Source organism: Bradyrhizobium sp. UFLA05-108, from assembly GCF_059803455.1.
The window spans coordinates 13,349-40,301 of record NZ_JBANAZ010000007.1; the positions used below are offsets into that span (position 1 = coordinate 13,349).

Annotated in this window: 20 protein-coding genes and 1 pseudogene; 10 read left to right on the forward strand and 11 right to left on the reverse strand. The window is 65.3% G+C overall.

Annotated features, from left to right (window positions below; all coding sequences use genetic code 11):
• Window positions 1-137: 137 nt before the first annotated feature.
• Entirely contained in the window at window positions 138-3,431 is a 3,294-nt protein-coding gene (locus SO140_RS06900; protein WP_449376829.1) for a PAS domain-containing protein, read from the forward strand.
• Here the strand turns inward: SO140_RS06900 and SO140_RS06905 are convergent.
• The gene (locus SO140_RS06905; RefSeq protein WP_449376830.1) at window positions 3,428-4,639 is read right to left on the reverse strand and encodes an NnrS family protein; all 1,212 of its coding nucleotides are present in this window, start codon (window positions 4,637-4,639) and stop codon (window positions 3,428-3,430) included. The two genes, SO140_RS06900 and SO140_RS06905, sit on opposite strands and share 4 nt — an antisense overlap.
• 136 nt (window positions 4,640-4,775) lie before the next feature.
• Between SO140_RS06905 and SO140_RS06910 the strand changes: the two genes are divergently transcribed.
• Entirely contained in the window at window positions 4,776-5,489 is a 714-nt protein-coding gene (locus SO140_RS06910; protein WP_449376831.1) for a Crp/Fnr family transcriptional regulator, read from the forward strand.
• On the opposite strand, the gene SO140_RS06915 is transcribed toward SO140_RS06910, so the two are convergent.
• The gene (locus SO140_RS06915; protein WP_449376832.1) at window positions 5,490-5,687 is read right to left on the reverse strand and encodes a DUF1858 domain-containing protein; all 198 of its coding nucleotides are present in this window, start codon (window positions 5,685-5,687) and stop codon (window positions 5,490-5,492) included.
• An 86-nt stretch (window positions 5,688-5,773) separates the two neighbouring features.
• Window positions 5,774-7,126 (reverse strand): oxygen-independent coproporphyrinogen III oxidase, encoded by a 1,353-nt coding sequence (gene hemN, locus SO140_RS06920; protein WP_449376833.1) that lies wholly within the window; start codon window positions 7,124-7,126, stop codon window positions 5,774-5,776.
• 197 nt (window positions 7,127-7,323) lie between these two features.
• On the opposite strand from hemN, the pseudogene SO140_RS06925 reads away from it, so the two are divergent.
• The 3 genes and pseudogenes from SO140_RS06925 to SO140_RS06935 form a co-directional block, all read left to right on the forward strand.
• Window positions 7,324-7,791 (forward strand): annotated as a pseudogene (locus SO140_RS06925) (copper chaperone PCu(A)C); the annotation flags it as partial.
• A gap of 589 nt (window positions 7,792-8,380) precedes the next feature.
• On the forward strand, window positions 8,381-9,475 hold the full coding sequence (gene nirK / locus SO140_RS06930; protein WP_449376834.1) for a copper-containing nitrite reductase: 1,095 nt from the start codon (window positions 8,381-8,383) through the stop codon (window positions 9,473-9,475).
• A 53-nt stretch (window positions 9,476-9,528) separates the two neighbouring features.
• Entirely contained in the window at window positions 9,529-10,407 is an 879-nt protein-coding gene (locus SO140_RS06935) for a formylglycine-generating enzyme family protein (RefSeq protein ID WP_449376835.1), read from the forward strand.
• A 371-nt stretch (window positions 10,408-10,778) separates the two neighbouring features.
• On the opposite strand, the gene SO140_RS06940 is transcribed toward SO140_RS06935, so the two are convergent.
• The gene (locus SO140_RS06940; protein WP_027525194.1) at window positions 10,779-11,429 is read right to left on the reverse strand and encodes a CoA transferase subunit B; all 651 of its coding nucleotides are present in this window, start codon (window positions 11,427-11,429) and stop codon (window positions 10,779-10,781) included.
• A 73-nt stretch (window positions 11,430-11,502) separates the two neighbouring features.
• Window positions 11,503-12,210, reverse strand: coding sequence for a CoA transferase subunit A (locus SO140_RS06945; RefSeq protein WP_449376836.1), 708 nt, complete (start codon window positions 12,208-12,210; stop codon window positions 11,503-11,505).
• A gap of 255 nt (window positions 12,211-12,465) precedes the next feature.
• Between SO140_RS06945 and SO140_RS06950 the strand changes: the two genes are divergently transcribed.
• From SO140_RS06950 to SO140_RS06965, 4 genes are all read left to right on the forward strand, one after another.
• The gene (locus SO140_RS06950; RefSeq protein WP_449376837.1) at window positions 12,466-14,424 is read left to right on the forward strand and encodes an AsmA family protein; all 1,959 of its coding nucleotides are present in this window, start codon (window positions 12,466-12,468) and stop codon (window positions 14,422-14,424) included.
• Window positions 14,425-14,620: 196 nt separating this feature from the next.
• Window positions 14,621-16,006 carry an ABC transporter substrate-binding protein gene (locus tag SO140_RS06955; RefSeq protein ID WP_449376838.1) on the forward strand — a complete coding sequence of 462 codons (1,386 nt, stop codon included), beginning with the start codon at window positions 14,621-14,623 and terminating at the stop codon, window positions 16,004-16,006.
• 94 nt (window positions 16,007-16,100) lie between these two features.
• Complete coding sequence (locus SO140_RS06960) at window positions 16,101-16,973, forward strand: carbohydrate ABC transporter permease (RefSeq protein WP_449376839.1); 873 nt, start codon at window positions 16,101-16,103, stop codon at window positions 16,971-16,973.
• Window positions 16,970-17,821: a carbohydrate ABC transporter permease gene (locus SO140_RS06965; protein WP_449376840.1), complete on the forward strand. Its 852-nt coding sequence runs from the start codon at window positions 16,970-16,972 to the stop codon at window positions 17,819-17,821. Before SO140_RS06960 ends, SO140_RS06965 begins: the two co-directional genes overlap by 4 nt.
• Window positions 17,822-17,834: 13 nt before the next feature.
• Here SO140_RS06965 and SO140_RS06970 read toward each other — a convergent pair whose 3' ends face one another.
• From SO140_RS06970 to SO140_RS06990, 5 genes are all read right to left on the reverse strand, one after another.
• Window positions 17,835-18,647 carry an ABC transporter permease gene (locus SO140_RS06970; protein WP_449376841.1) on the reverse strand — a complete coding sequence of 271 codons (813 nt, stop codon included), beginning with the start codon at window positions 18,645-18,647 and terminating at the stop codon, window positions 17,835-17,837.
• Complete coding sequence (locus tag SO140_RS06975; protein ID WP_449376842.1) at window positions 18,647-19,558, reverse strand: ABC transporter permease; 912 nt, start codon at window positions 19,556-19,558, stop codon at window positions 18,647-18,649. The genes SO140_RS06970 and SO140_RS06975 overlap by 1 nt, the downstream gene beginning before the upstream one ends.
• Window positions 19,555-20,724 carry an ABC transporter ATP-binding protein gene (locus tag SO140_RS06980; protein ID WP_449376843.1) on the reverse strand — a complete coding sequence of 390 codons (1,170 nt, stop codon included), beginning with the start codon at window positions 20,722-20,724 and terminating at the stop codon, window positions 19,555-19,557. The genes SO140_RS06975 and SO140_RS06980 overlap by 4 nt, the downstream gene beginning before the upstream one ends.
• A 75-nt stretch (window positions 20,725-20,799) precedes the next feature.
• Complete coding sequence (locus SO140_RS06985) at window positions 20,800-22,263, reverse strand: glycerol-3-phosphate dehydrogenase (protein WP_449376844.1); 1,464 nt, start codon at window positions 22,261-22,263, stop codon at window positions 20,800-20,802.
• A gap of 40 nt (window positions 22,264-22,303) precedes the next feature.
• Window positions 22,304-24,988: a sensor domain-containing protein gene (locus tag SO140_RS06990; protein WP_474800861.1), complete on the reverse strand. Its 2,685-nt coding sequence runs from the start codon at window positions 24,986-24,988 to the stop codon at window positions 22,304-22,306.
• A 235-nt stretch (window positions 24,989-25,223) separates the two neighbouring features.
• Between SO140_RS06990 and SO140_RS06995 the strand changes: the two genes are divergently transcribed.
• A complete protein-coding gene (locus tag SO140_RS06995; protein WP_449376846.1) occupies window positions 25,224-26,327 on the forward strand; it encodes an NAD(P)/FAD-dependent oxidoreductase in 1,104 nt (367 codons plus the stop codon).
• Window positions 26,328-26,441: 114 nt separating this feature from the next.
• On the opposite strand, the gene SO140_RS07000 is transcribed toward SO140_RS06995, so the two are convergent.
• Window positions 26,442-26,627 (reverse strand): YdcH family protein, encoded by a 186-nt coding sequence (locus SO140_RS07000; RefSeq protein ID WP_449376847.1) that lies wholly within the window; start codon window positions 26,625-26,627, stop codon window positions 26,442-26,444.
• Window positions 26,628-26,953 lie beyond the last annotated feature (326 nt).

The window sequence follows — 26,953 nt, forward strand, 5'->3', positions numbered from 1 at the left end:
GCTCTTCGGGGCCGGCGGCCGTGGACCTGCCGGCGGCCGCAGGCAATACTAACCCTTTCTTAAGGCTGCCATTCCCGCAAGCCGCCCGACGGATGACGATCAAGAGCCCGCGTGACCCACCAGAACAAGCCGGTTGGATGAATAGCTCGGATTTCCAGTTGCGAGGCGTGGACGATCCGCGGCTGGCCGTGCACGCGACCTCTCCCCTGCCCGCTTGGCTGTGGTCGATCGACGGCACGCGGGTGGTCTGGGCCAACCCGGTCGGCGCAAAACTCTTTGGCGCGACGAACGCCGCCGATCTCGCCAAAAAGGTCTTCGGGCCGGCCGACCCGCACCGCCGCCAGGTCGCGCAGCTCGGCCAGCGCCTGGCGCCCGGCGGCGCGGTGCGGCTCGAGCGCCTGCGCGGCTTTGGCAGCACGCTCGGCACGCTGATGACCTGCGCCTGCGCGCGGCTCGAATTTCCCGACGGCAGCCACGCCGTGCTGGTCGCCGCGATGTCGTCGAGCGGCCGCGTCATGCCGCTGGTCGAACGTCTCCAGCACCTCGTCGAAGGCGCCGAGGTGCCGATGGCGGCATTCGCGGCGGACGGCCTGTTCATCGGCGCGAGCGAGACCGCGCGCACCCTGCTCGGCTTTCCCGATCTCGCCGCGGCGGGCCTCGACGAGGTGCGCGGTGCTGCGCTGGTGCAAGGCCGGGCCGAGACCCCGCTCGGCATCGGCCATTTGGTGCTGCAACGGGTTGGGATGGGAGCCGATATCGGTCTCGTCGCGCTGTACGAGCGGGGCGCATTCGAGGCTGCCCAAGTGCCGCGCCAAGTCATGCCGGATGCGGCGCCCGAGGCGCCGCCGGTCGGGCCCGTTCCATCTGCAGCGCCCAGGGCACCGGCGGTACCGGACTACGAGCAACCGGCGCTGGCCAACGAGGCCCCTGCCGAGTTTGCGCTGTTCGATGCCTTCGCCGAGCCGCTCGAAGCCGTGGCGGTGGAAGCGCCCGCATCGGTTGAAGATGCGGTTGATAACCCGGCCGAAGACATTGTGTCGCCCAAAGCCGAGCCGATCAGTGCGGCGATGGACCAGCCGCTCCCAGTTGCGGATGCGCCTGCCACGCCGCGCAATCAGCCCTTGCGCTTCCTGTGGCAGATGGATGCGGTCGGGCGGTTCGCGCTCGGGTCGGACGATTTCATCCGCCTGATGGGCACGCACACCGCCGCCGGCTTCAGCCGCCTGTGGTCGGAGATCTCAGAGGAATTTGCGCTCGATCCCGAGGGGCGCATCGCCAGGGCGCTCGCCAGGCGCGACACCTGGGCCGGCATCACCGTGAACTGGCCGGTCGATGGCGGCGAGCGCCTGCCGGTCGAGCTCGCCGGCCTTCCGATCTATGACCGGATGCGCAATTTCGCGGGCTTCAAGGGCTTTGGCGTCTGCCGCGATCTCGACGGGCTCAACCGGCTCGATGCGCTCAGGCGCTTCGAGCTGCTCACCGATCCGCCCGCAACGCAAAGCCTTTCGGCCGACACCACCCCGCCGGTCACCGAGCCCGTCACGGAGCCGGAGCCCGAGCCGCCGGCCGTATCAGAGATTCCCGAGCCGATTGCCGAACTGCCTGACCCCTTCATCGACGCGAATTCACAACAAGCCGATTTGGATAAGCAAGTGGAAACGCCCCCCAACGTCGTGCCATTCCGCCCGCTCGGCGACAACAAATCGCCGACGCTCACGCCCGTCGAGAACTCCGCCTTCAACGAGCTCGCCCGGCAATTGTCCGAGCGGCTCGAGCGCGAGAGGGACGCGGCCGCCGCCTCCGTCGAGCCGCAGGAGACGACGCAGGCAGTCGTCGAGGAGCCGCCTGCTCCGCCCGCAGAGGAGAGGCCGCGCGAACTGGCCGAGTGGCTGCTGACCGAGCCCGAGCCGCCGCCGCGCGGCGAGACCATGCGCGACCGCACGCTGCTGGATCTCGTGCCGACCGGCATTTTGATTTACCGGCTCGACCGCCTGCTCTACGCCAACCCCGCTTTCCTTGCGCGCGTCGGCCATGACAATCTGGGCGCGCTGGAGGAAGCCGGCGGACTTGATGCGCTCTACGTCGCGCCGGGTGTGTCATCGACGAGCAGCACCTCGGAGGCCGGCACGCCGGTGACGATCAGTGCGACCGACGGCTCCGACGCGACCGAGGCCCGCCTGCACACGATCGTCTGGGATGGCGACACCGCGCATGCGCTGATCTGCGCGCTGCCAGCGCCAGCGCCCGTCATCGCCGAAGCCGTCGTCGCCGCGGAAGAGCCTGGGCCCGCGTTCGAGGACGAGCCGGAGCTCGAAGCCGGTCAAGCCAATGCGGAAGATCTCGCCGCGATCCTCGACACCACGGCCGAGGGCATCATCATGTTCGATGCCGAAGGCAACATCCACGCCTGCAACCGCAGCGCCGAGGCGCTGTTCGGCTATGACGGCGAAACGCTGCTCCAGCAGAACCTCACCACGCTGTTCGCGCCGGAAAGCCAGCGCCTCGTCATCGACTATCTCGACAGCATCAGGAGCGGCAACATCGCGAGCCTGCTCGACCACGGCCGCGAGGTGCTTGGCCGCGAGCGCAAGGGCGGCGTCCTTCCGCTCGCCATGATCATGGGCCGCACCCAGCCCGATGGCCCGAACTTCTTCGCCGTGTTCCGCGATCTCTCCCAGAGCAAGAAGGGCGAGAGCGAATTGAAGCAGGCGCAGCGTCTCGCCGACGGCGCGGCGAACGCCAAGGCCGACATGCTGGCACGCATCAGCCACGAGATCCGCACCCCGCTCAACGCCATCATCGGCTTTGCCGAGGTGATGATCTCCGAACGCTTCGGCGCGCTCGGCAACGAGCGCTACGGCGACTACATGAAGGACATCCGCGCCTCCGGCGAGCGCGTGATCGCGATCATCGACGATCTCTCGGAGCTTTCGCGGATCGAGACCGGCAAGCTCGACCTCACCTTCGGCAATCTCAACCTCAACGATCTCGTCGAGGCCTGCGTCGTGGTGATGCAGCCGCAGGCCAACCGCGAGCGCATCATCATCCGCACCTCGCTCGCGCATGCGCTGCCCCAGGTCTCGGCCGATGCCCGCGCGCTGCGGCAGGTCGCGATGAACCTGATCGGCAATTCGATCCGGCTCGCGAGCGCCGGCGGCCAGGTCATCGTCTCGACCGCGCTCACCGACCGCGGCGAGGTCGCGCTTCGCATCCGCGACACCGGCCACGGCCTTTCCGAGCAGGAAGTCGCCGCCGCCATGGAGCCGTTCCGTACCCCGCCGCCGCTGGATGCCTCGGAAAGCGCCGAACTCAGCCTGTCCCTGATCAGGGCGCTGGTCGAAGCCAACCGCGCGCGCTTCAACATCAAGAGCGCGGCGAATACCGGCACGCTGATCGAGGTGGTGTTCTCCCCGTCGCTGACAAGGGCCTAGCGCGCGGGCACCGCCGCGCGCGGGATGGCCAGCGCGCGCCAACGGCTGCCGAGGAGCAGCGGGCCAAACGCGATCGCAAAACCTGCGAATGCCGCGACCCAGCCGAATGCTGCGACATGCAGCAACACCTCGCCATGCGCAGGCGAGACCACGGCACAGATGCGCGCCAGCGCCGCCACGACGATCGCCACATAGATCGCTTGCGTCGCGACGGAGGCCGTCAGCGCCTGCCCGGTGTGGCCGAGGGTTGCACGCGTCATCACCGCGAGCGTCATGGTGCCGGCCGCTCCCGCCATCCAGGCGTGGATGCCCGCGCTTGCCGGCAGCGCGCCGAAGCTAGCTGCCGCATGCAGCACGAAGCCGAGCGGCACGAAGGCGTAGCCGATATGCAGGATCAGCAGCAGCCGCTCGTGCGTGGTGCGATCGCCGGCCCAGCGCGCGAGGCGCAAAATGTGGAGCACGCCGACAAGCGCCATTGCAAGGCCGGTGAGCACACTCAGCGGGCTCGCGATCCAGCACACGAGCGCCAGCGCGCTCAGCGCGATCACGCCGCCGTCGAAGCGGCCGAACGGCACCGGCAGGCGGCCGGGATTCATCTTGACCAGCCAGTTGCGTGTGAAGCTCGGGATGATGCGGCCGCCGATCAGCGAGATGAGCAGCACGACCACGGCGATGCCGACGCGGATGCTGTAATCCGCGGCGCCCTCGATATGGGCCTCCAGGTGGAACGCGACGTTGCCGGCGAGCAGCAACAGCACGAGCATCACCACCGGCAGGTTGCGCCAGTTCTTGCCGGCGGCGATCTCGCGCAAGGCGGCGGCGACGACCAGCGCCAGGAATGCAGCATCGACCGCGAGCGCAACGGCCCAGCCGAGCCCCGCCGAACACGTCACTGCGATGCGGCCGGCAGACCACACGATGACCAGAACCGCCAGCGGCGCGCCCTGGATCGGCAGCCGCCCGGTCCAGTTCGGGATCGCCGTGAACAGGAACCCGGTGATCACAGCCGGCAGGAAACCGTAGAGCATCTCATGCACATGCCAGTCGCGTGGGGCGAACGCGGAGCTCAGCGACAGCTCTCCGTAGAACAGCGGCAACCAGACCAGGATCGACGCGGCGGCCTGGATCGCGGCCAGCAGGAAGAACGGGCGAAAGCTGTGGGCCAGTAGCGGCCAGCCTTGGTGGGTGCGGGTACGGGCGCCAGCCATATCGGTAAACTCCGGCTCAATCGGGCTTTGCACACAAAAATACCGGCGCTGGGGCGGCCAGTTTTGCGCTAACGCAAATTGCCGGCCGAATGGCGTGCAATCACAAAGTCCTGAAAGTCCGCGCCATGGAGGCAGAATGGCCAAGGTCGACCCGTCACTGGTTGCGCATTTGCCGCTGTTTGCCGGCTTCACGACCGAGGAGCTCGAGGAGATCCTGCGCGAGGCGCGCTCGTCACGTCATCCGAAGAACAGTGCGGTCTTCGCGCAAGGGGAGGACGCGCATTCCTTCTTCCTGCTGCTGCACGGCCATGTCCGCGCCGCCAAGACCACGCCGACCGGCGAGCAGATCGTGGTGCGCTACGTCGCGCCCGGCGAGACGTTTGGGCTGGCGATGGCGATCGGGCTCACGCAATATCCGGCGACCGCGACCGCGGTCGACGACAGCGTCGTGCTGGCCTGGCCGACCGGCGCCTGGCCGCGGCTGGTCGAGAGGTATCCCGCGCTCGCGACCAACACGCTGCAAACCGTCGGCACGCGCTTGCAGGAGAGCCACACCCGCGTGCTGGAAATGTCGACCCAGCAGGTCGAGCAGCGCGTCGCGCATGCGCTGCTGCGGCTTGCCAAGCAATCCGGCAAGAAGCTCGATCACGGCATCGAGATCGATTTTCCGATCAGCCGCCAGGACATCGCGCAGATGACCGGTACCACGCTGCACACCGTGAGCCGCATCCTGAGCGGCTGGGAGAGCCAGGGCCTCGTCGAAAGCGGCCGCCAGCGCATCATCCTGCGCGAGCCGCACAGGATCTTCGTGCTCGCCGAGCAGAGCGCACAGGGCGGGTCGGCGGGTTGATCACGCCGGCACGCTCTCGCACAGCGCGGCCAGGAATTTTGCGCGATCGATGCCATGCTCGCGGCAGGCATCGTCGACGGTGTGGAAGCAGGCGATCGGACAGCCGACGCACGCCATCCGGAATTCCAGGAACACGCGGATCGTGTGCGGCGCCGAGCGCATGATGTCGTCGACGAGATCGTCAGATCGGAAGGACATGGGCAACTCCGTTCCGATGAGACGATAGCGGCGCCGCCAGCAACCTCTTTGTCGAAGCGCAAGCTCGCGCCGGTTCCGTTGGCTCGTCACACCGCCCGGCTGTGAAGCTGCCTGGCGGCGTCCAGATGCGCGTCGAAGGCGGCAGCGACGCTGCGGACGAAGAAGCGGGAGTCCCTGGCGACCGCGAGCTGGTCGCCCTCGAGCCTGACCACGCCGTCGGAGATCAGCGTCTTCAGCCGCGGCGCGGATTGCAGCATGCTATCGGCCCGCGCGCCGTGCCGAGCGCAGATCGCGCCGAGATCGGCGCCGTAGTCGCACATGATGCGCTCGATGATGTCGGCGCGCAGCCGGTCGTCGCCGGTCAGCGCATAGCCCTTGACGGTTGCGAGGCCGCCGGCCTCGATGGCCTTCGCATAGCCGACGATCGACACCTCGTTCTGCACATAGCCTTGCGGCAGGTGGCCGATGGCGCTGGCGCCGAAGCCGAGCAGCACATCGCTTACGTCGGTCGTGTAGCCCTGGAAATTGCGGCGCAGAGTCTTGCTCTCGAAGGCCAGCGCCATGGCGTCGTCCGGCCGCGCGAAATGGTCGAGCCCGATCTGCACATAGCCTGCGTCCTTCAGCGCGTTGGCGATCGCGCAGGCCTGGTCGTGACGCGCCGGACCGTCAGGCAGGAACGCCTCGTCGATCTTGCGCTGGTGCTTCTTGAAGGTCGGCACATGGGCATAGCCGAACACCGAGAAACGGTCGGGCTCAAGCTCCAGGCTGCGCCGCACCGTGTCGAGACAGGAGGCGATGGTCTGGTGCGGCAATCCGTAGATCAGGTCGAAATTGACGCCCTTGATGCCGGCGCGCCGCAAGTTCTGCGTGACGGCGGCGGTCTGCTCGAAGGTCTGCACGCGGTTGATCGCAAGCTGCACGCGCGGATCGAAGCTCTGCACGCCGAGGCTGGCGCGGTTGACGCCACCAAGCGCCAGCGCGGCGGTCATCTCAGCCGTCAGCGTCCGCGGATCGATCTCGATCGCGATCTCGGCCGACGGCAGCACGAAGTACGCCTGCCGGATCGCCGCCATCAATTCGGTGAAGGCCTCGGGCGCCATGATCGTCGGCGTGCCGCCGCCGAAATGGATGTGAGCAACCTTGATGCGGCGGCCGATGGTGTCGGCCACCAGATCGACCTCGCGGCGCAGCGTCCGCTGATAGGCGATGATCAGATCGTCGCGGCGGGCGATCTGGGTGTGGCAGCCGCAGTACCAGCACATCTTCCGGCAGAATGGCACGTGCAGATAGAGCGAGGCGTTGACGCTGGCGGGAAGCTCGGCGAGCCATTGGCCGTAGGCCTCGGCGTCGACCATCTGCGAGAAATGTGGGGCGGTCGGGTAGCTCGTGTAGCGCGGCAGACGTTCGTCGCCGTAGCTCGCCGCCAGATCCGCTCTCATGTCCTGATCCAATCCTGATGTCGAGATCTTGCGGGATGCGCGCCCCGCAGCTACCTCAGGTACTTCCGATTTGGCCGGTCCACCTTGCGCTCGCTCAAAGTGCCGCGGAATTGGGGCATCGGAACTTTGCGCTCGCGCAAAGCGCGCATGGTGCTTTCGGCGCTAGCTGCGCGTCTCGAACCAGGGAAACAGCCGCCATGAACCGTTCCAGACTCGCACTCACCTGTGCGGCCGCCGCACTGTCGTGCCTTTGGTCGCAACCGGCGCTGGCCGGTGATGCGAGGCATGGCGATCTCGCCATCAGCATGGCCTGGAGTCGCGCGACGCCCGGCGGCGCCAAGGTCGCCGGCGGCTATCTCACCATCGAGAACAAGGGAGCCGCGCCGGAACGATTGAAGACGGCATCGACGCCGCTCGCCGCCAAGACCGAAATCCACGAGATGGCGATCAACAACGGCGTCATGACCATGCGCCCGCTCGAAGGCGGCCTTTCGATCGCGCCGGGACAATCCGTGCAGCTCGCGCCGGGCGGCGGACATCTGATGTTCGAGGGCCTCAAGGCGCCGCTGCACCAGGGCGATCAGGTGCCGGTCACGCTGTCATTCGAGCACGCTGGCGAGGTGAAGGTGACGCTCGACGTGCGGGCCCTAGGCGCACAAGCGCCCGAAGCTGCAAACAGCGCGCAAGGGCGGCAACAGTCGAGCACCGCGCAAGCCCCGGAGCAAACCAACAACGCACGAGCGCCTGAACCTGCACCGCGCACTGAAGCCGCAGCGGCTGCATCCGCGCCAGCCGCCAGCGACGCGGACGAGAGCTTCTTCACGCATCTGCATGCCGAGAAAGCCATGGCCAATGTCACGGTCTCGCCCGGCCGCGCCGGCCCCGTCGAGATCGCGATCCAGCTTGAAGATGCGAATGAGTTGCCGCTTGCAGCAAGCTCCGTGTCGGTCACGCTCGGCAATATCGAGCATGGCATCGCGACCCGTCACTGCGAATGCAGAGCGCGTCGGTCACGATCAATGGCGCGTCACGATGTCGGCGCCACTGCCCGGACGCTGGTCGCTCGGTCTCGACATCCACATCACGCCGTCGGATGCAGTTAACGTCGTGTCTCCGATCCTGCTTCGGTAAGCGACCCAAGTACTGCTCCGGAGGCAAATCAGGCGAAAGGTTGTTGCAGCGCAAACTATCTTGCACCAGGAAGCGCAGAGTAGGTCCCGTCATCAAAACCATTTCAGATGAAGGATGCTTCCGATGTTCACCCGCAGAGCCGCATTGATCAGCGCCGCCGCGACCGCCCTGATGCTGGCGACCCCCGCTTTTGCCGCCGACGATCTCAAATTGCCGCGGCAGAAGGTCGAGCTGGTCGCACCGCCCTTCGTGCATGCACACGAGCAGGCCACCAAGCAGGCGCCCAGGATCATGGAGTTCACGCTCACGATCCAGGAGAAGAAGGTCGTCATCGACGAGAAGGGCACCACCTTCCAGGCGATGACCTTCAACGGCTCGATGCCGGGCCCGCTGATGGTGGTGCATGAAGGCGACTACGTCGAGGTGACGCTGGTCAACCCTGCCACCAACACCATGCCGCACAACATCGACTTCCACTCCGCGACCGGTGCCCTTGGCGGCGGCGCCCTCACGCTGGTCAATCCCGGCGAGCAGGTCGTGCTGCGCTGGAAGGCCACGAAGACCGGCGTGTTCGTCTATCACTGCGCACCGGGCGGCGCGATGATTCCGTGGCACGTCGTCTCCGGCATGAACGGCGCCGTGATGGTGCTGCCGCGCGACGGGCTGAACGACGGCAAGGGCCACGCGCTGAAATACGACAAGGTCTACTACATCGGCGAGCAGGACATGTATGTGCCGCGCGACGAGAAGGGTAACTTCAAGTCCTACGACTCGCCCGGAGAGGCCTACACCGACACCGAGGAGGTGATGAAGAAGCTCACTCCGAGCCACGTCGTGTTCAACGGCAAGGTCGGCGCACTCACCGGCAAGAACGCGCTGACCGCCAATGTCGGCGAGAACGTGCTGATCGTGCACTCGCAGGCCAATCGCGACAGCCGTCCGCACCTGATCGGCGGCCATGGCGACTATGTCTGGGAGACCGGCAAGTTCTCCAACGCGCCGGAGACCGGGCTCGAGACCTGGTTCATCCGCGGCGGCTCGGCGGGGGCTGCGCTGTACAAGTTCCTGCAGCCCGGCATCTACGCCTATGTCACGCATAATTTGATCGAGGCCGCCAATCTCGGTGCCACCGCGCACTTCAAGGTCGAAGGCAAGTGGAACGACGACCTCATGACCCAGGTGAAGGCACCTGCGGAAATCTCGGCTCCGACCAACTAGCGTGCATGAGGGGCCGGTGACGACCGGCCCCTTCTTCTTTCGGGGGGACTCCCATGCTGATCGCATTCAAGCTGAAGCTGGTGCTCGCCTGCGTTGCCGGATTCGCAACGCCGCTTGCCGTTGCGCCTCTGGTCACTGATGTCGTCACGCGCGGCGCGGCGAGCGAACCGGCGATCGTCGAGATCGCCGCCGGCAGTTTCATCTATCGTGCCGCCGGAGATTTCACCCGCGCGGGCCAACAGGCGGAAGCGCCGCTGCGCAAGTTACGCTTTGCAAAGCCGCTTGCGATCATGCAACAGCAGGTGTCCTCCGCCGACTATCAGCTCTGCGTGCAGGACGGCGCGTGCCGCGCGCTCGACCGCGACGTCGTGGTCGCACCGGATCGCGCCGCGGTGCAGGTGAGCTGGCACGATGCGCAGGCCTATGCCGCCTGGCTGTCGCGCAAGACCGGCAAGACCTGGCGCCTGCCGAGTGACGAGGAATGGGCCTTTGCCGCCGGCAGCAAGTTCAGGGACGATGGATCGCCGGTCGATGCCGCCGATCCCTCAAAGCGCTGGATCAGCCGCTACGAGCGCGAATCCGAACGCGACCGGTCGGACGCCGCGACGCATCCGTTCGGCAAGTTCGGCGTGAATGAGCATGGGGTCTCGGATGTCGCAGGCAATGTCTGGGAATGGACCTCGACCTGCTTCGTGCGCGATCGGGTCGACGAGAACGGCATTGCGGGCCGTCAGACCGTGAATTGCGGCGTGCGCGTCGCCGAAGGCGCCCACCGTGCCTACGTCACTGACTTCATACGCGACGCCCGCGCCGGCGGCTGCGCGCAAGGCGTCCCGCCCGCCAATCTCGGCTTCCGCCTGGTGCGCGAGGAGACGTCCTGGGTTGGGAGCGTATCGCAACGACTTGGCGGGGCGTTGTCGGCGAGGTCGTGACCGATGGTAGTGACCGCGCCCCATGCCTTTCCAATGTCGTCCTGGCGAAAGCCAGGACCCATAACCACCGAATTCAGTTTTGGCGAGACTAGCAGTCCTTCGGGACTATCACCTATCGCAATCGATAGACCTCGCGGTATGGGTCCTGGCCTTCGCCAGGACGACACCGAGGATGTGGAGACGCTCTACTGCCTCACTGCCTCGCAGCGCCGCAGGGTGGGCAAAGCGAAGCGTGCCCACCATCCATCCGCGTAAGTTGGTGGGCACGACGCGCGAAGGGCGCGTCTTTGCCCACCCTACGATTCTACGGCTGCAAGAACGAAAATGGCCGGGACATACCCGGCCACATCGGCAACGAACGAATTCGCCGCTTACGTATTCTTCAGCGCGACGCGAAACTCGGCTTCGGTCTTGGACTTGACCTCGTCGAGCGTGACGCCGTCGGCGAGCTCGATCAGGGCCATGCCGCCGTCGCCGTGCTTGTCGATGGTGAACACGGCCAGATCCGTGACGACCATGTCGACGACGCGCTCGCCGGTCAGCGGCAGGGTGCAGCTTTTCAGGAGCTTCGCGCCGTCCTTGGCGGAATGCTCCATCACCACCACGACGCGCTTGACGCCGGCGACGAGATCCATCGCGCCGCCCATGCCCTTGACCATCTTGCCGGGGATCATCCAGTTGGCGAGGTCGCCGTTCTGGGCCACCTGCATGGCGCCGAGGATCGACAGGTCCATGTGGCCGCCGCGGATCATGCCGAAGGAATCCGCGCTCGAGAAATAGCTGGTCGAGGGCAGCTCACTCACGGTCTGCTTGCCGGCATTGATGAGATCGGCGTCTTCCTCGCCCTCATAGGGGAACGGACCCATGCCGAGCATGCCGTTCTCGCTCTGCAGGCTCACGTCCATGCCGTCGGGGATGTAGTTCGACACCAGCGTCGGAATGCCGATGCCGAGATTGACGTAATAGCCGTCACGCAATTCCTTTGCGGCGCGCGCGGCCATCTGTTCACGGGTCCAGGCCATCTTATTCTCCTGTAGTCCTTAGTTGCGCATGATCTTGCCGGAAAACCGGTGTCCACTTTTCCGGATCATGCGCTCAAGCTGCCGGGCGCGGGCGGGTGTTGCGGAATTCGATGCGCTTCTTGGTCGTGCCGACCTCGACGATGCGCTTCACGAAAAGACCGGGCGTGTGGATGTGGTCGGGATTGAGTTCACCAGCCGGAACCAGATGCTCGACCTCGGCCACCGTGATCTTCGCGGCGGTCGCCATCATCGGGTTAAAGTTGCGCGCGGTCTTGCGGTAGATGAGATTGCCGGCGGTGTCGCCCTTCCAGGCGTGGACGATGGCGAGGTCGGCGAACAGGCCGCGCTCCATCAGGTACTTCTGCCCGTCAAACTCCTTCACCTCCTTGCCCTCGGCGATCAGAGTACCGACGCCGGTCTTGGTGTAGAAGGCCGGAATGCCCGCGCCACCGGCGCGGATGCGCTCGGCGAGCGTGCCTTGCGGGTTGAATTCGAGTTCCAGCTCGCCCGCGAGATACTGCTGGGCGAACAGCTTGTTCTCGCCGACATAGGAGGAGATCATCTTCTTGATCTGGCGGGTTTCCAGCAGGCGGCTGAGCCCGATGCCGTCGACGCCGGCATTGTTGGAGACCACCGTCAGGCCCTTGACGCCGGAATCGCGGATCGCGTCGGAGAGCGCCTCAGCGATGCCGCAGAGGCCGAAACCGCCCGACATGATCATCATGCCGTCCTTGAGAATGCCATCGAGAGCCGACTTGGCGTCGGGATAGACCTTGTTCATGCGGAAAACCTTGGGGTGTGAGGCGTTAAGCCCGTTGTTGCCGGGATTATTAGGCGAAATGATCTTGAGCCGTCAATGATACGGGGTTTCCGGCGCGCGGGCCCGATGATACAGCCTGCCCACGGCGTGGGCATAACCGCCTCCCCGGCCTTGAAAGCGACAAGAAAACCCATCAAGTTGCGGGACTTGTACGTGGGGCGCGTTAGGCTCCCGGCTCGTCCCGTTGAGCACCCGCCAACCCAACCCGATCAGGACATGCCATTGACGTTGGCCCAAGGAATGAAGCGCCTGGGGACGCCGATTGCGGCGCTGCTCAGCATCGTGCTGATCGCCCTGGTCGCGACCTCCTGGCTGATCAACCGCGACGCGCTGCGCAAGGCGGTGGAGGGCCAGATCCGCGCCGTCACCGGGCTCGAGCTCAATGTCGCTGGCGCCATCGACATCTCGGTGCTGCCGGCGAGCTATGTCTCGTTCCATGACGTCAGCCTGAAGGGTCCCGGCGGGGACAGCGATCCGGCTCTGCATGTCGACGTGCTCACCGCGAATTTGCGGCTGCTGCCGCTCCTGCTGCAGCGCTTCGAGATCGCAGATCTGATGCTGCTGCGGCCGCATATCCATGTCAGCCTCGAGGCCAATGGCGACAGCAACTGGACCCCCTTCATCCAGACCATCGCGCGCACCATGAAGCCGGGCTCCGACAACCAGGTGTCGTTCTCCGAGATCCGGGTCCAGGACGGCGTGCTCGACTACGAGGACGTCGCCAGCCACGGCACCGAAAAGTTCGAGGACATCGACCTGTCGCTGGCATGGCCCTCGATCTCGCGCTCCTTTGCCGCCACCGGGCAGTTTGACTGGCGCGGCGAGCGCGTCGACGGTTCGATCAGCTTCTCCGATTTCGTCGCAGCGCTCTCCGGCGACCGCTCGGGCCTGAAGGCGCGGATCACCAGCCCGCCGCTCAAGCTCGCCTTCGACGGCAGCGTCGCCAACCGCACCAGCGCGATGATGGAAGGCACGCTCACCATCGACAGCCCGTCCTTGCGCAATGCGCTGCGCTGGACCGGCCAGCCGCAGCCGGGCAGCGGCGGCTTCGGCCGTTTCGCGCTCAAGGCGCGGGCCAACGTGGTGGGCGCCTCGATCGCGCTCACCAACGTCAATGTCGAGCTCGACGGCAACGTCGCCGAGGGCGTGATGACCTACGCCAACAACGGCCGGCAGTCGCTCCAGGCAACGCTCGCCGCCGACGCGCTCGACTTCACGCCCTACATCTCGACCTTCCGCCTGCTGGCAAGCGGCGCGCGCGACTGGAACAGGCAGCTGTTCGACCTCAACGGGCTGTCGACCACCGATCTCGACATGCGCCTGTCTGCAGCGCGGCTGACGGTCGGGCCGTCGAAACTCGGCCGCACCGCGATCGGCGCGAATTTGCGCAACGGCACGCTGGCGCTCTCGGTCGGCGAGGCGCAGGTCTATGGCGGCATCGCCAGGGGCTCGTTCGGGATTGCACGCTCCGACACGGTGGCCGACGTCAAGGCGCAATTCCAGTTCATCGACGTCGATTTGCAGGCCTGCACCTCCGAGCTGTTCGGCATCAACAAGCTGTCCGGCCGCGGCAACATCAACGTGTCGCTGGTCGCCTCCGGCTCGAGCCCGTTCGGCCTCGTGCAATCGCTCGACGGTACCGCCTCGGTGACAGGACATGACGGCGCGATCTCCGGCTTCAATGCCGAGCAGCTGTTGAAGCGGCTGGAGCGGCGGCCGCTGTCGGGCGGCGGCAATTTCCGCAGCGGCTCAACTCCGTACAACGACATGACGCTGTCTGTGAAATTCGCCGACGGCATCGCGACCGCCGACGACATCCACATCGACGGACCGACGGCGAAGATCACGCTGACCGGCACCGCCTCGGTGCCGACGCGCGAGTACGACATGAAGGGCGTGGCGAGCCTGAACGGCGCGTCCGGCTTCGAGCTGCCTTTCGTGGTGCAGGGGCCCTGGGACGATCCGCTGATCTTCCCCGATCCGGAAAGCCTGATCCGCCGCTCGCCCGCGTCCGCGCCGCTGCTCGAATCCGTGCGCAATCCCAAGACGCGCGACGCCGTGCGCTCGGTGCTCGAGCGCTTCACCGGCGCCAAGCCCGCCGCGCCCGATGCCGCGGCCGCGCCGACGGCAGAGAACGCGAAGGAAAGCGCCAAGGACGGCGCGAAATCCAATTAGTGGCGTGCAACTAACATCGCGCGAATTGATTGCCGTGAATTGATGCGTCGATTGGATCGATGCGCAACGTTAAGAACGTTCGCGGGCGAAATACCCCTCGACCTAGGTCTGACAAGATGCCGCTAGATCGGCCCCCGCCCATGCGCTAGTGTTTTCTCCGACCGGTTAAAACACCGGCGACTTCAGGGAGAGAAACGTGAAATCAAGGGTTATTGGCGCATTTTCACTTGCGGTTGCTGCGGTCGGGCTGTTCGCAGCCACTGCACCCGCATTTGCCCAGCAGAAAACGATCACTGTCTGGTGGGGCAAGGGATTTTATAAATCTGAAGACGACGCGCTGCTCGATACGATCAAGAAATTCGAGGCGAAGACCGGCATCAAGGTCGAATTGTCGCAGTACGCGATCCAGGACATGATTCCGAAGACGGTGGCCGCGCTCGATGCCGGCACCGTGCCGGACGTCGCCTATTCCGACTCCTACGACGTGCAGGCGCAGGGCAAGTGGGCCTATGAGGGCAAGCTCGAGGATCTGTCCGACGTCATGGAGCCGATCAAGGACCGGTTCGTGCCGAACACGCTTGAAGCGTCGATCCTCTACAACGACGTCGCCAAGAAGAAGGCCTATTACGGCTTTCCGCTGAAGCAGCAGAGCATGCACGTCCAGATCTGGGGCGACATGCTGGAGAAGGCCGGCTTCAAGCAGAGCGATATCCCGAACGACTGGGCCGGCTACTGGACCTTCTGGTGCGACAAGGTGCAGCCGGCGATCCGCAAAGCGACCGGCCAGCGCATCTACGCCGTGGGCCAGCCGATGGGCGTTGAATCCACCGACGCCTTCCAGTCGTTCTACACCTTCATGGACGCCTACCACGTCAAGCTCGTCGACGACGACGGCAAGCTCCTGGTCGACGATCCCAAGGTCCGCGACGGCCTGATCAAGGCGATGAAGGACTACACCGACACCTACATCAAGGGCTGCACGCCGCCTTCCTCCACGACCTGGAAGGATCCGGACAACAACGTCGCCTTCCACAACAAGACCATCGTGATGACCCACAACTTCACGATCTCGATCGCGGCAAAGTGGTTCGAGGACTCCACCAACCAGAACCTGACGCCGGAGCAGCGCGAAGCCGGCAAGAAGGCCTATGAGCAGGACATCATCACCGCGTCCTTCCCGAAGGCGCCTGATGGTTCGACCATCCGCTACCGCTCCGACGTCAAGACCGGGCTGATCTTCACAGCGGCCAAGAACAAGGCCGAGGCCAAGCAGTTCATCAGCTTCCTGCTCCAGGAAGAGAACGTCCGCCCCTACATCGAAGGCGCGCTCGGCCGCTGGTTCCCGGTGACGAAGGAAAGCCAGGCGAGCCCGTTCTGGCAGGCCGACCGGCACCGCAAGGCGGTCTACAACCAGTTCACCGGCGGCACCGCGCCGTTCGACTTCACCAAGAACTGGAAGTTCACGATCCTGAACAACGAGAACGTCTGGGCCAAGGCGATGAACCGGGTGGTGAGCGAGAAGGTTCCGGTCGACAAGGCCGTCGACGAGCTCATTGCCCGCATCAAGCAGGTCGTGAGTTAAGGTCATTCTCCCTCTCCCTGCTTTGCGGGGAGAGGTGTAAAACAAACCCGGCCGCATTTTGCGGCCGGCAGCTCGTTTGAAGAGTTCGAGAAGAATGGCGATCACGCTCTCTGGCGATCAAGCGGTAGCCTCGCCGCCTCTGTCGTCGCGGCTGACCCCGGCGCAGGTCTGGGGCATCGTGCTGCTCGCACCCTATTTCCTGGTTTTCCTGGCTTTCGTCGTCTATCCCGTCTGTTACGGGTTGTGGCTGGCGCGCCATCCCGAGAGCTATGTCGCGCTCTACAACGACCCGATCTTCGCGCGCGCCGCGGTCAACACGCTGATCTTCCTGGTCATCGGCATCAACATCAAGATGCTGATCGCGCTGTTCCTGTCCGGCTTCTTCGCCCAGCAGCGCACCTGGATCAAATGGCTTTCGGTGATCTTCATCCTGCCCTGGGCGGTGCCCTCGATCCCGACCATCCTGTCGGTGCGCTTCATGCTCAATCCCGAATGGGGCATGGTCAACCATTTCATCTTCAGCCTCACCGGCGATGACGGCCCGAACTGGCTGAACGATCCGACCGTCGCGCTGTCCATGGCGATCGGCGTGCACATCTGGAAATCGCTGCCGTTCTGGACGCTGATTCTGATCACCGGACGCCTTGCGATCTCGCACGATCTGTTCGAGGCCGCCGAGGTCGACGGTGCGAGCTGGTGGCAGAAATTCCGCTACATCACCTGGCCGTCGATGCAGACGCTCTACGTGACCTGCACGCTGCTCTCGATGATCTGGACGCTCGGCGATTTCAACAGCGTCTACCTCCTGACCGGCGGCGGCCCGGCCGACCTTACGCACGTGCTGTCGACGCTCGGCATTCGCTATCTCCGGCTCGACCAGCTCTCGCTCGCGATGGCTTCCATCGTCTGCGCGATGCCGTTCGTCCTGCCGCTCGTGTACTTCATGATGAAACGGTTGTCGCGATGAAGCTCCCTACCCTGCGCGAAGTCGCGACCGAAGCAAAGTTGCTGCTGATCGGAATCCCGGTCTTCATCTGGACGATGGTGCCGATCTATCACATGTTCCTGTTCGCGATCTCCCCGAAGGAGGACGCGTTCTCCGGAAAGCTGTGGCCGGACCATCCGACGCTGCACAACTTCTCGATTGTGTTCAATCAGCAGCACTATTTCCTGCGCGACTTCTACGTCCAGTTCTGGAATTCGGTGGTGATCGCGGCCGCCGTCGGCGCGCTGACGCTGTTCATCGCGACCGCCGCGGCGTTCTCGATCTCCCGGCTCAAGGTGCCCGGCGGGCGCGTGGTGATGAACCTTGCGCTCTTCACCTATTTCATTCCGGCGGCGTTCCTCGCCGTGCCGATGTATCGCACCATGGCCAATTACGGCCTGCTCAACAATCACTGGTCGCTGATCCTGGCGATGGTCACCATCGCCTCGCCCTATGCGATCTGGGTGCTGAAGCAGGCTTCCGACAAGCTGCCGGTCGAGCTCGATGAAGCCGCGGTGATGGACGGCGCCACCACGCTGCAGATCTTCCGCCTGGTCTATCTGCCCCTGATGATGCCCTCGCTGGTCGCGATCGGCACCTACGCGGTGCTGCTCGCCTGGAACGAATATCTCTACGCGTTCCTGCTGCTGTCGAACGACCGCGAGATCACCCTCCCCGTCGCGCTCGGCAACTTCCTCGCCGCCGACGATTCACCGTGGGAGCTGCTGATGACGACCGGCTTCATCTACGCGCTGCCGCCGGCCGCGATCTACTACGCCTTCCGCCGCTACATGGTGGGCGGGCTTACCGCCGGCGCGGTGAAGTCCTAAGGCATTCCCACACTCACAATGGCGCCGCGCTCTCGCCCTGCGAGCTCGACAGCTTCGAGGCGAGCGAGGCAATGACGATGACGATGGCGATCAGGCCTATCACCAGCGTGCAGATGGCGTTGATCTCGGGCTTCACGCCGAGCCGCACCTCGGAATAGATACGGATCGGCAGCGTCGCCGAGCCGGGGCCGGTGGTGAAGCTCGCGATCACGAGATCGTCCAGCGACAGCGTGAACGCCAGCATCCAGCCGGCCACGATCGCGGGCGCGATCAGCGGCAGCGTGACCAAAAGGAAGGCACGGACGGGGCCGCAGCCGAGGTCCATGGCGGCCTCCTCGAGCGAGCGGTCGAGCGAGCCGAGGCGCGACTGGACCACGACAGCGACGAAGCACATCGTCAGCGTGGTATGCGCGATCGTCACCGTCCAGAAGCCGCGCTCGGCATTCAAGGCGACGAACAGCAGCAGGAGGGACAGGCCGGTGATGACCTCGGGCATCACCAGCGGCGCGTAAAGCATGCCCGAGAACAGCGTGCGGCCGCGAAATCCTTCGCCGCGCGACAGCGCCACCGCCGCCAGTGTTCCAAGCACGGTCGCGATGCTGGCCGAAGCGACGGCGACGCGCAGGCTCATCCAGGCCGCCTCGATCATGGCGCGGTCGTTGAAGAACTCGCGGTACCAGCGCAACGACCAGCCGCCCCACACCGTCACCAGCCGCGAGGCATTGAAGGAATAGATGACGAGAATGAGGATCGGCAGGTAAAGGAACGCCAGCCCCAGCGCGAGCGAGGCGACGTTGAAGCGGGACAGGCGAGCGACCTTGCGCATCACCGCTCCTCCAATTGCCGCCGCTGGACCCGCTCGTACAGCAACAGCGGTGCCAGCAGCACCACCAGCAGGATGATGGCGGCGGCGGAAGCGACCGGCCAGTCCTTGTTGGTGAAGAATTCCAGCCACAGCGTTTGCCCGATCATCAGCGAATTCGAGCCGGCGAGCAGATCCGGGATCACGAACTCGCCGACGATCGGAATGAAGCAGAGCAAGACGCCGGCGCCGACGCCGGGCAGTGACAGCGGAAAGGTGACGAGCCAGAACACCGCCCCCGGCGGCGCGCCGAGATCGGCGGCGGCCTCCTCCAGCACCGACTCCATCTTGGCCAGGGTCGCATAGAGCGGCAGGATCATGAACGGCAGATAGGAATAGACGATGCCGAGATACATCGCGCTGTCGGTGGAGAGCCACACCACCGGCTGGCTGACGACGTGGAGCGCGAGCAGGATTTTGTTCAAGAGCCCGTCATGCTGCAGGATGTTGATCCAGGCGTAGATGCGGATCAGGAACGAGGTCCAGAACGGCACGATCACCAGCACCATAGCCACCGCCTGCCAGCGCGTCGGCAGCCGTGCCATGCCGTAGGCTATGGGATAGCCGATCAGGAGCAGGATCGCGGTGGCGGTGACTGCGACGGTGATGCTGCGCACATACGCGAATACGTAGAGGTCGTCGGAGACCAGCAGCTTGAAATTGTCGATCGAGAGCGCGCCGAACGCGGCCTTGATCGCCGCCCATCCGGCGGTCAGGTCGAACACCGGCTCGTAGGGCGGCTGCGCGATCGCCGTCTGCGACAGGCTGATCTTCAGCACGAAGCCGAAAGGCACCAGGAAGAACAGCGCCATCCAGAGGTAAGGCGCGATCGCGGCGAAACGCGCGGGTCTCGCAAAGATGCGGCGCGCGCTCATTGCTCCAGCACCACGCAATCATTGGACGTGAACCAGGCCACCACGCGCTGGTTCACGCTGTACGCATCGGTGTCGCGGCGCGTCGTATTCGCGATCGCGGACTGCACGGTGCCACCCGCATCGAGTTTCACCCTGTAGGTGGTGCTGCCGCCGAGATAGCAGATATCGGTGACGGTGCCCTCGAGCCGATTGATCGCCGGCCCCTGGTCCGCATCACCGCCGAGCCCACGGCGCGAAAGTTTGACCTTCTCGGGGCGGATCGCGACCGACACCGTCGGCTTGCCGACCGCCGCGCGCGGCTCGGCCACGACGAGCGTTCCGGCATCGCGGGTGACGACGATTGCGCGGTAGGCCTCATGCGATTGCAACTCGCCTTCGAACAGGTTGATATCGCCGACGAACTGCGCGATCCAGCGCGAGCGCGGAGCTTCATAGAGCTCGCGCGGCGATGCGACCTGGACGAGCCTGCCCGCATCCATCACGCCGATTCGCGTCGCCATCGTCATCGCCTCCTCCTGATCGTGGGTGACGATGATGAAGGTCATGCCGAGCCGGCGCTGCAACTCCATCAGCTCTCCTTGCGTGCTCTCGCGCAATTTCTTGTCGAGCGCGGCCAGCGGCTCGTCGAGCAGCAGCAGTTGCGGGCGGCGCGCCAGCGCACGCGCCAGCGCGACGCGCTGCCGCTGGCCGCCGGAGAGCTGGTCCGGCCTGCGCTTCTCCATGCCCTCCAGCTTCACCAGCGCGACCATCTCGGCCACGCGCGTGGCGATATCGGCGCGCGCCATGCCGGCACGCTTCAGACCGAACGCGATATTGTCGCGCACCGACAGATGCGGAAACAGCGCGTAGCTCTGGAACATCATGTTGATGGGCCGCTCATGCGGCAGCGTCTGCGCGATGTCGTTGCCACCGAGCAGGATGCGCCCTTGGTCCGGCGCCTCGAAACCGGCCAGCATGCGCAATAGCGTGGTCTTGCCGCAGCCGGAGGGACCGAGCAGCGCAAAGAACTCGCCGGCACCGATATCGAGCGACACGCCATCGACCGCGCGGAACGCGCCGAAATTCTTCACCACGCCGTCAATGCGCAGCAGCGGACGCTCCGTCGCCGGATGCACGCCCGGCCTGGCCACGGCGGCCGCCTTGATCCCCTCGAGTTCGTCAGCCATGTTCCCTGCCGGCCCCAATGCAGCCGCACGCTAGCGGCGGAACGTTCCCGGCTCAACCGGTTCGATGCCGATCATTCACACCGCATTCGCCATGAACGCCGCCAGCGCGTCGCGATCGGCGGGCGGCATGGTCAGGCCGAGCTTGGAGCGGCGCCACAGGATGTCGTCGGGGAAGCGGGCCCATTCGGATTGCATGAGGTAGCGTACCTCGGCTGCCGTGAGTTCGGGACCGAAAGCCGGCCCAAGCTCGGCACGACTCTTGGCCTCGCCCAGCACGCCCGACAGCCGCGAGCCATAGGCGCCGAGCAGGCGCTGCGCCTGCGCCTCGGAGAGAAAGCGCCAGCGATCACGTGCGGCATCGACTTCCGCCTCGAAGTTCTGCCAGGGAAAGTCCCCGCCCGGAAGCGCGACCGCCGCCGTCCAGGGCCGCGACATCGGGTAGAACGGCGTCAGCCTGGTCACCGCGCGCTCCGCGCGCCATCGCGCGGTCGTGACATCGCCGCCGAACATCGTGAGCAGCGGCGCCTTGCGCCGCCTCGCATCGAAGGCGAGCGCACCATCCCGCCAGCGCCCGGCCTCGGGCGCCAGATTGACGCCCGAGATCGTCCGCATCACATCGACCGGCACGACGGGCTCGCGGAAATAGCGACTGGCAGCCTCGCAGAGATAGGTCACATCTGCGGCCGGCACGGCGACGATCGCCGGATCGCCCCTGAAGGCGTGCGTGACGGTGCCGATCAGGGTGAAATCGCGCTCGAACGGGCTTGCGAAGATCAGCCGGCCGTCGCTGTTCTGGAAAACGTAGACGTTGTCGGGCTCGAACAGCCGCGGCACGACGATCTGGCTGATCTGCACGGCAGCGCCTGCGCGCGGTGGCGGCTGTCGGAGCACGGTCTCGGCGACGCTCACGCTCCATCCGCCGCTGGTGTTCGCGAGTGCGCGGGTCGTGATGACCCTGCGGTGGCCGCGATCGACGACGGCGAGCCGCCAGATGTCGGTGCGATCCGCCCGCACACAGCGCGCGCCAGTACGGATCACCGCGCCACGCTCCGCCGCATCCAGCGCGGTCAGGACTGTGAGCCTGGAATCATCGACGACGCAGTCCGAATATTCAAAGGCGGTGCCGAACGGCCGTTTCAGGGCGTTGCCAACCGGATGATGCGTGATGTCGATGGTCGCGGACGGCGGCAAGCCGCCGCGCCCCGCAAGGCGGTCGTAGAGCAGCAGACCGGCGCGCAGCATCCAGGGCGGACGCTCGTCGGAATGCGCGGGGATCACGAAACGCATCGGGCGGACCAGATGCGGGGCGATCGCGAGCCACACCTTGCGCTCGGCCAGCGCCCGGCGCACACGACGGAAGCGGCGACGCTCCAGCACCGAGAGATCGCCGTGGATCAAATGCGGCGTCGCCGAGGAAGCTGCGCCACCGAGATCGCCCTGCTCGAACAGAATGACGCGAAGGCCGCGCCCGGCGGCGTCGCGCGCGATGCTGACGCCGTTCAGGCCACCGCCGATGATCGCGAGGTCGTAATCCGCCATGAAGCCGTCGTGAACGAACGAAGCAAGGACTTCGTCATCACTAGCCGGTCTTGAGCGCAAGCTCCATCGTCTCGGCGCGGCCGATCAGGCGGCCATATTGGCCGATCGGCAGGGGCTTGCCGAGCAGATAGCCCTGCACGCCGTCGCAACCCTCCTTGGCGAGGAAGGCGAGCTGCTCGATCGTCTCGACGCCTTCGGCGATGATCGACATTTCGAGGCCGTGACCGAGATCGATCACGGCGCGCACGATCGCTGCCGATTGCGGGTTGCGGCCGAGATTGATCACGAAGGCGCGGTCGATCTTGATCTTGTCGAACGGGAACGCCTGGAGATAGCTCAGTGAGGAATAGCCGCTGCCGAAATCGTCCATCGAGATGCGCACGCCCAGCGCCTTCAACCGGCGCAGCAGCGCGAGGCCGCGATCAAAATCCTCGATCAGCACGCCCTCGGTGATTTCGAGCTCGAGCCGGCCGGGCGACAGCCCGGTCTCCAGCAGGATCGAGTGGACGAGGCCGACCACGTCGCCATGGGCAAACTGTGCGGGCGACAGGTTGACCGCGACCTGGAGCGGCTTGGCCCAGGAGGCCGCCTCGCGGCAGGCCTGGCGCAGGATCCACTCGCCCATCTCGACGATCAGGCCGCTCTCCTCCGCAATTGGGATGAACTCGGCCGGCGAGACCTGGCCGCGGACCGGATGCTGCCAGCGCGCCAGCGCCTCGAAGCCGATGATCTCGCTCTCGGCGACGGTGTGGCCGGCGACGGCCTGCGGCTGGAATGCGAGCGAGAGCTCACCGTTCTTGATCGCTTTCGACAGGTCCTGGTGCAGCACGCGGCGGTCGCGAATCTGCTGGTCCATCTCGGGCTGGTAGAGGCTGATCGTGCCGCGCGACTTCTGCTTGGCGCGGAACAGCGCCGCCCCGGAATTGGCGAGCAGCGAAGCAGCGTCCGCGCCGTTGTGCGGGAAGACCGATATGCCGGTGGTGACCCCGGCGCGCACCGCGCGGCCGTCGATCTGGAATTCCTGGGAAAGGGCTTCACCGAGCTGGCGCGCCAGCGCGAGACCCGTGTCGGGCTGCTTGCCATCGATGATCAGGCCAAACTCGTCGCCGGACAGGCGCGCGACCACGCCGCCACGGGCGGCGTCCTGGAGCCGCTGGGCGACCTCGACCAGGAGCTTGTCGCCGAGCGCATGGCCGAAGACGTCGTTGACCTCCTTCAGCCCGTCGAGATCGACACAGAGCACGGCGAACTCCTCGCCGGTGCCCTCGCAGGCCTCGATCATCTGCGTCAGCGCCTGGAGGAATGCGGCGCGATTGGGCAGGTCGGTCAGGCCGTCGTGATAGGCCATGTGCGCCATGCGCGATTCGGTCTGGCGGCGGTCGGTGACGTCCTCGTGGGTCTTGATCAGATATTCCGGCTCGCCGGCATCGCTGAGCACGGTGGCGCGGCGGGTGAGGAAAAGCCGCAGGCCATCCTTGGTCGAGATCGGATGCTCCTCGGTGATCATTCCCCGCTTCTTGATCGCGGCCTCGTCGCGCGCGATGATCAGCTTGGCTTCCTTGGCGTTGAAGATGTCGGAAGCGGTGAGGCCCGTGGCATCCTCGCGCTTGCGGTTGAGGATCGCCTCGGCGCTGCGATTGGCGAGCAGATAGCGGCCGTCCTTGACCTGCTCCACGATCAGCGCCACGGGGATGTTGTCGACCACGAGCTCGAGGAATTTCTTGGTGCTCTCCAGCTGCTCCGAGAGCGAGCGGCGGTTGGTCACATCCTCGAACAGCGCAATCAGGAATTCGGGCTGGTTGTTCTGGTTGCGGGCAATCACGCGGACCGAGGACAGCACGCGGTTCTCCGCGCCCCGCTCGACCTTGATCTCGCTGCGGTACTGACCCTCGGCCGACGCCAGCGCCGCGCGATCCGCCGCCTCGATGCTGGCTGCGGTGGCAGGGCGGAAGATCTCGTCGGCGCGCTTGCCGACGATGCGATCGCGCGAATAGCGCGAGAAACGCTCGAAGGCGCGGTTGGCGAAGATGTAGCGGCCGTCCTCGATGTTCTTCGCGGCCACACAGACCGGGACGTTGTCGAGCACCGATTCCAGGAATTGCTTGGTGGAGGCAAGCTGCCGCGACAGGTTGCGCTGCTCGCTGACGTCGAGATGCGTCGCCACCGAGCCGCCATTCGGCAGCACGAAATATTTCACCAGGATGGCCCGCCCCTCCGGCAGCTCGGTGATCAGGCCGTTCGAGCTGGCGGCCTTCTCGTAGAACTCCTCGTCGGTCACGCCGAGCACGCCGCGATCGCGACGCAGCCTGAGCATGTCGGGCCCGGTCATATCGGCCCAGAGGTCCGAGCGCGCCAGCCCGTAGATTTCGAGATAGCGGTCGTTGCAGAAGATAATCCGTTGCTGAGCGTCGGTCATCACGACGCCCTGGTTCAGATTGTTCATGGCGGACGAAACGAAAGCATTGCGCCGCAACTGCATGCGCCTGGCTCGCCGTAACGCCGAGTGAATCCACAGCACGATGGCGGCCAGGAGCGAGCACACTGCGATGCCGCCGAGCAGCGCCTCCCAGACCAGATTGGGATCGAGCCGGCCCAGATAGCTTTGCGGGGCGAAATTGTCGGACAGCGCAAAGGCGCGCGCGGGCGCGACCGTGCCGGCCAGGCACGCCAAGGCCTGCACAGACGTCAGAATCGTGCCGCTCGCGTGCCAGTTCTTGTCAGCCATCAGCCACCCGCGATTTCAACTCCGGATTGTCTGGCCTCACGGGTTGGGATCGGGTAAACGCCTGTCAGCACGACAGAAAAATGTGACGCCAGATACGGCAATTGCCCTGACATGATAAATTCTTCCTTAATGGAGAGCCGCCTCGGGTGCGGTTCCTTAAGCCTCTCGTTAAGCCCCTTGTTAAGCTCCTTGTTAAGCTCCTTGGCCCTGCCGCTCACGGACCTCCCGCCCCACCATGGATAGAGTTGACTGCGTCGTCATCGGAGCGGGGGTGGTCGGGCTCGCGATCGCCCGAAAGCTCGCCCAGGCCGGGCGCGAGGTGATCGTGCTTGAAGCGGCGGAGGCGATCGGCACCATCACCTCCTCGCGCAACAGCGAGGTGATCCATGCCGGGATCTATTACCGGGCCGGGAGCTGGATGGCGCGGCTGTGCGTCAGCGGCAAGCATGCGCTCTACCGCTACTGCGCCGAGCGCGACATCCCGCACAGAAATTGCGGCAAGCTGATCGTCGCTACCAATCCGAAAGAGACCGAGAAGCTGCAATCGATCAAGGCGCATGCCGAGGCCAATGGCGTGCTCGACATGCAGATGCTCGCAGGCGACGCCGCGCGCGCGCTGGAGCCGGCGCTCGCCTGCGATGCCGCGTTGCTCTCGCCCTCGACCGGCATCATCGACAGCCATGCCTACATGCTCTCGCTGCGCGGCGAGGCCGAAGCGGCGGGCGCTGCGTTCGCGTTTCACACGCCGCTGATCCGCGCCAAGGCCTCAGGCGGCGTCATCGAAATCGATGCTGGCGGCGAGGCGCCGATGACGCTGCAATGCAGCCTGCTGGTCAACGCAGCAGGTCTTTCCGCGACGACCGTGGCGCGCAGCGTCGACGGCATGCCTCTGGAGCGGATTCCGCCGGCCTATCTTGCCAAGGGCAACTATTTCAGCTGTAGCACCAAGGCACCATTCTCACGGCTGATCTATCCCGTGCCCGAGCCCGGCGGGCTCGGCGTGCACCTCACCCTGGACATGGCAGGCCAGGCGCGCTTCGGTCCCGACGTGGAATGGATCGAAACGATCGACTATGCCGTCGATCCCGCACGCGCAGAGCGATTCTATCCGGCAATCCGCAAATACTGGCCGGACCTGCCTGATGGCGCGTTGATGCCGAGCTATTCGGGCATACGGCCGAAGATCGTCCCGCCGGCGGTGGCCACGCAGGATTTCCTGATGCAGGGCCCGCGCGATCACGGCGTGGACGGCCTCATCAATCTCTTCGGTATCGAGTCGCCCGGCCTGACGTCATCACTTGCGATCGCCGACCACGTCGCCGAGCTCGCAAGCATCTAGGCTTCGCACGAAATCAATCGCACGACGCTCCGCACCTCGACGTAGGGATGTGCGCAACAGCTCTCATCCCTACGTGAAGGGGTGCGAGATCAGGCCTATTCTGTACGGGGGTTACTAGTGGAGCGTGTCGTCGGTACCGTGCCTCAACCGCTCGATCTGGTCCTTGACCATCAACTTCCGGCGCTTCAACTCAACAATTTGCAGGTCGTCTGTTGAAAGGTGCACGAGAGCTTCGTGCAATTCGTTTTCGAGAAGTTTGTGTTTCCGCTCCAATTCAACAAGATGTGCCTGAATTGTCATTCGAAACCTCCTCGGTAGGGTTGAACCTCAGAATTCGATCCGGACGGAGAAGTGTACATCACCGATTCGTTCTGTCGATAAGTATCCGTAGTCCCACTGTCATTTTTGAAACTTCATATGTAATGAACAGTGAGTAAGGAACCCCGGCAGGAATCATCCATGATTTCAATGCGCCTGCGCGCGGTCGCCGCGATCCACTGAAATATCTTTGCGAGAGAACGTTGATAGGGACCCCAGATCGCTTGCGATCACGTCGCGCAAGGACGATACTTTCCACAGGCCTTCCACAGGCTTTCGTAACCTCATCGGGTTTTCCGGCTACCGCA

Bases quoted from the DNA above. Each gene is read 5' to 3' on its own strand.
- SO140_RS06905 (WP_449376830.1), bottom strand. From the start codon at position 4,639: ATGGCTGGCGCCCGTACCCGCACCCACCAAGGCTGGCCGCTACTGGCC.
- SO140_RS06980 (WP_449376843.1), bottom strand. From the start codon at position 20,724: ATGGCTGACGAACTCGAGGGGATCAAGGCGGCCGCCGTGGCCAGGCCG.
- SO140_RS06950 (WP_449376837.1), top strand. From the start codon at position 12,466: ATGCCATTGACGTTGGCCCAAGGAATGAAGCGCCTGGGGACGCCGATT.
- SO140_RS06965 (WP_449376840.1), top strand. From the start codon at position 16,970: ATGAAGCTCCCTACCCTGCGCGAAGTCGCGACCGAAGCAAAGTTGCTG.
- SO140_RS06995 (WP_449376846.1), top strand. From the start codon at position 25,224: ATGGATAGAGTTGACTGCGTCGTCATCGGAGCGGGGGTGGTCGGGCTC.
- SO140_RS06940 (WP_027525194.1), bottom strand. From the start codon at position 11,429: ATGGCCTGGACCCGTGAACAGATGGCCGCGCGCGCCGCAAAGGAATTG.
- SO140_RS06910 (WP_449376831.1), top strand. From the start codon at position 4,776: ATGGCCAAGGTCGACCCGTCACTGGTTGCGCATTTGCCGCTGTTTGCC.
- SO140_RS06990 (WP_474800861.1), bottom strand. From the start codon at position 24,988: ATGGCTGACAAGAACTGGCACGCGAGCGGCACGATTCTGACGTCTGTG.
- SO140_RS06915 (WP_449376832.1), bottom strand. From the start codon at position 5,687: ATGTCCTTCCGATCTGACGATCTCGTCGACGACATCATGCGCTCGGCG.
- SO140_RS06900 (WP_449376829.1), top strand. From the start codon at position 138: ATGAATAGCTCGGATTTCCAGTTGCGAGGCGTGGACGATCCGCGGCTG.
- nirK (WP_449376834.1), top strand. From the start codon at position 8,381: ATGTTCACCCGCAGAGCCGCATTGATCAGCGCCGCCGCGACCGCCCTG.
- SO140_RS06935 (WP_449376835.1), top strand. From the start codon at position 9,529: ATGCTGATCGCATTCAAGCTGAAGCTGGTGCTCGCCTGCGTTGCCGGA.
- SO140_RS06945 (WP_449376836.1), bottom strand. From the start codon at position 12,210: ATGAACAAGGTCTATCCCGACGCCAAGTCGGCTCTCGATGGCATTCTC.
- SO140_RS06985 (WP_449376844.1), bottom strand. From the start codon at position 22,263: ATGGCGGATTACGACCTCGCGATCATCGGCGGTGGCCTGAACGGCGTC.
- SO140_RS06960 (WP_449376839.1), top strand. From the start codon at position 16,101: ATGGCGATCACGCTCTCTGGCGATCAAGCGGTAGCCTCGCCGCCTCTG.
- SO140_RS07000 (WP_449376847.1), bottom strand. From the start codon at position 26,627: ATGACAATTCAGGCACATCTTGTTGAATTGGAGCGGAAACACAAACTT.
- SO140_RS06970 (WP_449376841.1), bottom strand. From the start codon at position 18,647: ATGCGCAAGGTCGCTCGCCTGTCCCGCTTCAACGTCGCCTCGCTCGCG.
- SO140_RS06975 (WP_449376842.1), bottom strand. From the start codon at position 19,558: ATGAGCGCGCGCCGCATCTTTGCGAGACCCGCGCGTTTCGCCGCGATC.
- hemN (WP_449376833.1), bottom strand. From the start codon at position 7,126: ATGAGAGCGGATCTGGCGGCGAGCTACGGCGACGAACGTCTGCCGCGC.